Here is a 5,959-nt window from a genome sequence, read left to right on the forward strand (position 1 = left end):
CAGTATCAGTCTGGTCAGCGGCCTGGTCACAACCGCTGTGTCACTGGTCATGGCAGGACTGTTCCTAGCCGCAGCCGCCAACACCCGGCTCGACCGTTGGCTGCACCGTGCAGTATCACCGCTGCTGGCGCTGCCCCACGCGGCTGCCGCCTTCGGGCTGGCCTTCCTGATCGCCCCGTCGGGGCTAGTGTCGCGGCTGCTCTCGCCAGGGCTGACCGGCTGGGAGCAGCCACCGGACTTGCTGATCGTCCAAGACCCCTGGGGCCTCAGTCTGATGGCGGGGCTGATCATCAAGGAGCTTCCCTTCCTGCTACTGATGAGTCTGGCGGCACTGCCGCAGCTCGATGCCCCACGGCGGGTGGCCCTAGCCCGTTCACTAGGTTACTCCCCCATCACCGCCTGGCTCAAGGCCGTGGCTCCGGCACTCTATCCGCTGATTCGTTTGCCGGTCTATGCGGTCATCGCCTTCGCCTCTTCAGTGGTAGATGTCGCCATGATCCTGGGGCCAACGCTGCCACCGACACTTTCTGTCTCGGTTCTAAAATGGTTCCATGACCCCGATCTTGCGAAACGCTTTCTGGCTTCAGCTGGTGCTGTATTGCAACTGGGTGTCACCCTCACGGCCCTGCTGATCTGGTGGGGCGTTGAATGCCTGGCTAGGCGACTGGGCCGACGCTGGGTAGAAAACGGCCGCAGACGCAGCGGCGAACGCTGGCTGCGCATGACCGGTCGCGGTTTTGTGATCATTACTACCTTGACCGTAGGGCTTGGGCTTTTTGGCCTGGCAGTCTACTCGGTCGCCGGGTTCTGGCGTTTTCCCGAGGCCCTGCCAACCACGCCGACCTTAAGGCACTGGCAGTCGGCGATCCCCATCCTGGGTGGCCCAGTAGCTGCCACACTGCTTATTGCGGCAAGCGCTACTCTGTTAGCCATGATTCTGACCCTTGCAGCACTGGAAAATGAACAACGTCGTGGACTGCGTAGCACTGCCCTGGGCCTGCTTTATCTGCCACTGATTGTTCCCCAGATCGCCTTCCTGTTTGGCCTGGTGGTTCTCCTGGAAAGCCTGGGTGTCCGTGCTCGACTGGCTGGGGTGATCTTTGTCCACCTGCTGTTCGTGCTGCCCTATGTTTTCCTGTCGCTCGCCGGGAGCTACCGCCGCTTCGATCCACGCTGGACACGACTCGCCCTGACCCTGGGCCAGTCTCCCAGCGGTGCTTTCTGGCGAGTACGCCTGCCCATGCTGCTAGCGCCGATACTGACCGCCGCGGCCGTAGGCATGGCGGTCAGTATCGGCCAGTACCTTCCCACGCTGCTGCTGGGCGCCGGGCGGATTGCCACCGTCACCACTGAAGCGGTATCTCTGGCTGGCGGCAACAACCGTCGTGTAATCAGTGTCTGGGCGCTGGTTCAAGCCTCCCTGCCGCTACTGGGTTTTATTCTCGCCATGGGCCTGCCCCGGCTGCTGTGGGCACATCGTAGAGGTATGCAAGGAACACCATGAAGACAACATCGCACCCCCTAGTTCTTGAAAAGATCAGGATCGCTTTGGGAACCAAGACGCTGGTAGAAATCGATAGTCTTATCGGACCTGGTGAAGTGCTGACCGTGATGGGCCCATCGGGGGCCGGCAAGTCGACCCTACTGGCCATGATCGCCGGCTTTCTCGATCCCGCCTTCAAAGCCCGAGGGCGAGTGTGGCTACAGGGGCGTGATATCACCGCCCTGCCCGCCGAGGCTCGCGGCATCGGCCTGCTGTTCCAGGATCCTTTGCTGTTCCCTCACCTCTCAGTGGCCGGAAACCTGCGCTTCGCCATCCCTCGAGGGATGAAAGACAAGAATGCCCGCATCGAACAGGCGCTTGATGACGTGGGCCTCGCTGGATTTGGTCCTCGCGACCCAGCCACCCTCTCCGGCGGCCAGCAGGCGCGTATTGCCCTGATACGCCTGCTGCTGTCCGACCCTGCCGCGGTGCTCCTCGACGAACCCTTCTCCCGGCTCGATCGCTCACTGCGCCATGAGGTGCGTCGTCTTGTGTTCGATCGTCTGCTACACGCTGGCCTACCTAGCCTGCTGGTGACCCACGACCATGAGGATGCCGAAGACGCCGGCGGGCCGCTGATCACCCTTAGCTGATATCTTCCGCTTGGCGGCTACATCGTTTGCCCTGTCCGGATCGCTTCCCCTCACCGCGCCGCCAGGCAAAATAGCGTGCTAGCCGATGCCCTGCTCTTGCGCTTCACGTTCATTAAGGCCGACACGCGCGACTTCCGGCGTGGTAAAAGTCACCGCCGGCAGCGCCCGATAGTCGACCCGGAAGCGCTTGATCTCTCCGAACAGGGCATTGACCGTGGCGTGCCAGGCCTGATGGGCGGCAGCATGGGTCAGCTGGTAGGGGCCATCGCCGCAGGCCCAGACGTTAGGCAACACGCTACGCAGCGTCCCATCCACATCCAGAGTGCCGTTCTGTCGGGTGTCGACCCCCAGTGCCTCGAGACCCATGCCAGTCACATTGGCTTCTCGTCCCACGGCTACCAGCAAGTGTGTGAAGGGTTGGCGCGAGGTATTGCCATCGCCATCGGCCACCTCCAAGGCATGGCCTTCGCCGTCAACGACGACTCCCAACGCGCGATGGCCCAGCAGTAGCCGCACTCCTTCTTCCTCCATGGTGGTCTCGAGCTCATTGGCCACCTCGGCATCCTCGCGGGGCAGCAGCTGGTCAGCAAATTCCACCAGTGTCACCCGGCTGCCCAGCATGGCAAAGCTCTGCCCCAGCTCACAGCCAATCGGGCCACCGCCAAGCACCATCAGGTGCTCGGGCAGGCTCTCGAGCTGCCAGAGGTTATCGGATGTCAGCACTGTTACCGCCTCGAGGCCGGGCAATTCAGGCACCCGAGGCCGCGCGCCACTGGCAATGATGACATGCCGCGTGGCAAGCGTACGCTCCCCCTCCGGCGTCGCTATCTTGACCTCCCAGGGGGTCGTCAACTGCGCATCCCCTTCGAGGACATCCACGCCCAAGTCACGATAACGCTCAGGGCTGTCGTGAGGCTCGATACTCTTGATGGCCCCCTGCACGTGAGCCATCACCGCCGAAAAATCCACTTCGGGTTCCGCCACCTGGACCCCATAGCGCGATGCCTACCTGATTTCCCTGACCGAGCGCGCCGCGCGAATCAGTGCCTTGGAGGGCACGCAGCCGGTATTGAGACAGTCTCCCCCCAGGCGTTCTCGCTCTACCAGGGTGACCCGGGAGCGCACGGTGGCGCCGATATAGCTGGCCACCAGCCCCGCCGATCCCGCGCCGATCACCACGATATCACGATCGAATTGCGTCGGACGCCCATATTGGCGAGCCAGAGACCGGCGCCGAACCAGCACGATTATCCCCTTGGCCAGCCAGGGAAAGAGGCCAATCAACGCGAAGGAGAGCAGCAACGAAGGCGACAGAATATCGCCCAGCGACTCCAGCGCAGCCAGCTCGCTGCCGGCATTCACGAACACGACAGTACCCGGCAGCATGCCCAGCTGACTGACCCAGTAGAAGGTAGTCAGCCGTATGCGTGTCAGCCCCACCACCAGGTTGATCACGAAGAAGGGGAACAGCGGGATCAGGCGCAGGGTAAAGAGATACAAGGCCCCCTCGCGAAGAATGCCGGCGTTGATGCGCTCCAGCTGACGAGCATAGCGTCGCTCCAGCGGCGTACGCAGCAGGGTGCGGGCGATCAGCGCCGCCAGAGTGGCCCCGATGGCGCTGGCGAATGAAACCAGCACAAGCCCCCAGCCAAGGCCGAACAGGGCACCGCTGAGCAGGGTCATCAGGGCTGCCCCCGGCAGGGAAAGTGCCGCCATCGCGACGTAGATCAAAAAAAAGCCTCCGACGACCGCGACCGGATCTCGCATCATCCAGGCATGAAAACGCGTCTGTTCGGCCTGCATGACATCAAGGGTCAAATAATCATTGGCGCCGGACACAAAGAACGCCATCACCAGAGCAACGATCAGCGCCAATATTATCAATTGATGTGAACGCATGGGGTCTCCTCAGACCTGAAAAGAAACAATAGGCCTGTGTCGTCGATTTCCCGAGATCCTTACGGTGGAATCGTACGACTCTTGAAGTCCACGGCAGACTGGCAACCGCATTATTGACGTCCTCACCTCCCTGAAAGAAGGGAGTTCCTGGTTGTTGCCTTCCAGGCTCCTGCTTCGCCTATTGGAGACGGTGCGCTGCTTCAAGAAGTGGTTCTACACGTACCGCGCGTACCCAAACGCCCGGGCAGCTGTTCGGCTTACTCGGGCGTCGGATAGAAGCGGTATTTGTAGGCACGCTGTACGGTATTCATGCCTTATTGATTAACGCCTTATCTATACCGCATCAAATAAGAACCACTTGTGCGGCTCGCGCTATCCTTCCTCACACGAAAAGTGCGAGGAAGGACGCGCATTTTGATCAGCCTAGCGGCGAAAGATCACGCTCAAGTTGTTGGCCGGCATGTCAACGACACGCTCCAGTACCAAGCCATTCGCCTTGGCCTCGGCTTGAACGTCTTCCAGGTCACGCACCCCCCAGGCTGGGTCACGTGCTTGCAAACTGGCATCGAAGGCCTGGTTGCTGGGCGCAGTATGTTGGTCGTTTCGCCGGTACGGGCCGTAAAGAACCAGCACGCCCTTATCTTTGAGATATTCATCGGCCTGTTGCATCAAGGCCTCTGTGACCCGCCAAGGTGAGATATGAATCAAGTTGATGGCAACGATGGCGTCAAAGCGCTTTGCGGACCACTCGCCTGTCCAAGTGGCGGTTACGTCCAGCTCTAGCGGGGGAAAAAGATTACCACTCTGCTCTTTTTCCGGCTCAGTTTTCTGACTGTGGCGTCGCCATGCATCAATGGACGCAAGCGCCCTTGGTTCGGTATCACTGGGCTGCCATTGCCAGCCCGGCATAGCTTGGGTGAAATACACACCGTGCTCACCGCTCCCGCTGGCCAGCTCAAGCACTCGGGCTCGAGGCGGAAGATACTCACGTAGCACCGCTAGAATAGGGTCTCGGTTACGCGCCGTGGAAGGACTTTTCAACCGCAAATCGCCAACTGCAGACATGTTCTGGACTCGTTGATTGATTTTCAAGACGCTCAAGCATGCCTTTCTTTGGCCCAGACAGTAAAGTACATGAGATATTGCCCTTTTCTCCCTTGCGGGTAGCCTATTGGCCAACCACATCTGACAGTATCTGAAGGATACCAGGGGCAAAAGGGCTATCAGGCTCTGCTTGGTGGATAACGATTTCCATCGCATCAACGCTAGGCAATGTCGTAATTTCCTGCACGCCAGTACCGACCACACGCTTTGGAAGGAGGCTGACACCTAGACCAGCATCAACCGCGCTCAGCACACCAGCGAGGCTGGAGCTGGTGTAAACAATACGCCACCCGCGCTCGATACTGTCGAGAGCAGTCGTCATTTGGGCGCGATACAAGCCATCCGAAGGAAAGGCAACAAGCGGCAGAGGATCACAACCGGCCAAGGCGTGGCTTTCACCCTGATACCACGCCAATGGCTCGGGCCAGTGCATCACACCACGCGCCTCGCTGCGGTGCTGCTTGACCAGAACGAGATCCAGCTCTCCTCGATCATAGGCGCGATACAGGTTGCGACTCAGACCGCTAGTGACTTCTAACCTCAAGTTCGGGTGCTGTCGGATGAACGCTGCCAGCGCTTGTGTCACCCGCCCCGAAACGAAATCTTCAGGCAAGCCGAGTCGCAAGGTCACATGGCGAGCTGACCCCGACATGACTGCGGCAGCTTCCGCATTCAATGCAAGGATGCGACGGGCATAACCCAGCAGTTGCTCCCCTGCTTCGGTAGGTGTGACCTGGTTGCGCCTGCGATCTACCAGCCGCACACTGAAGTGGTTGAATAGATGTGACCAACCCAGTTAAGGAATAATACCCTGAAACTG

5 protein-coding genes and 1 pseudogene are annotated in these 5,959 nt (G+C 60.2%); 2 read left to right on the plus strand and 4 right to left on the minus strand.

Features of this window, described 5'->3' with window-relative positions; all coding sequences use genetic code 11:
• Both ACTH3D_RS12300 and ACTH3D_RS12305 read left to right on the plus strand, forming a co-directional pair.
• On the plus strand, positions 1-1,504 hold a 1,504-nt coding region (locus tag ACTH3D_RS12300), incomplete at its 5' end, for an ABC transporter permease (RefSeq protein WP_441667420.1).
• Entirely contained in the window at positions 1,501-2,136 is a 636-nt protein-coding gene (locus ACTH3D_RS12305) for an ATP-binding cassette domain-containing protein (protein ID WP_441667421.1), read from the plus strand. The genes ACTH3D_RS12300 and ACTH3D_RS12305, both read left to right, overlap by 4 nt.
• 78 nt (positions 2,137-2,214) lie before the next feature.
• Here ACTH3D_RS12305 and ACTH3D_RS12310 read toward each other — a convergent pair.
• The 4 genes and pseudogenes from ACTH3D_RS12310 to ACTH3D_RS12325 all read right to left on the minus strand — a co-directional run bounded on the left by ACTH3D_RS12310 (position 2,215) and on the right by ACTH3D_RS12325 (position 5,791).
• Positions 2,215-4,035 (minus strand): annotated as a pseudogene (locus ACTH3D_RS12310) (FAD-dependent oxidoreductase).
• Positions 4,036-4,292: 257 nt separating this feature from the next.
• Positions 4,293-4,346 (minus strand): helix-turn-helix domain-containing protein, encoded by a 54-nt coding sequence (locus tag ACTH3D_RS12315; RefSeq protein ID WP_441667424.1) that lies wholly within the window; start codon positions 4,344-4,346, stop codon positions 4,293-4,295.
• 112 nt (positions 4,347-4,458) lie between these two features.
• Entirely contained in the window at positions 4,459-5,100 is a 642-nt protein-coding gene (locus tag ACTH3D_RS12320; protein ID WP_441667422.1) for a DUF938 domain-containing protein, read from the minus strand.
• Positions 5,101-5,203: 103 nt separating this feature from the next.
• Positions 5,204-5,791: a LysR substrate-binding domain-containing protein gene (locus tag ACTH3D_RS12325; RefSeq protein WP_441667423.1), complete on the minus strand. Its 588-nt coding sequence runs from the start codon at positions 5,789-5,791 to the stop codon at positions 5,204-5,206.
• Positions 5,792-5,959: the final 168 nt, after the last annotated feature.

The sequence above is a fragment of the Halomonas sp. genome (assembly GCF_052095765.1).
GTDB lineage: Bacteria > Pseudomonadota > Gammaproteobacteria > Pseudomonadales > Halomonadaceae > Halomonas.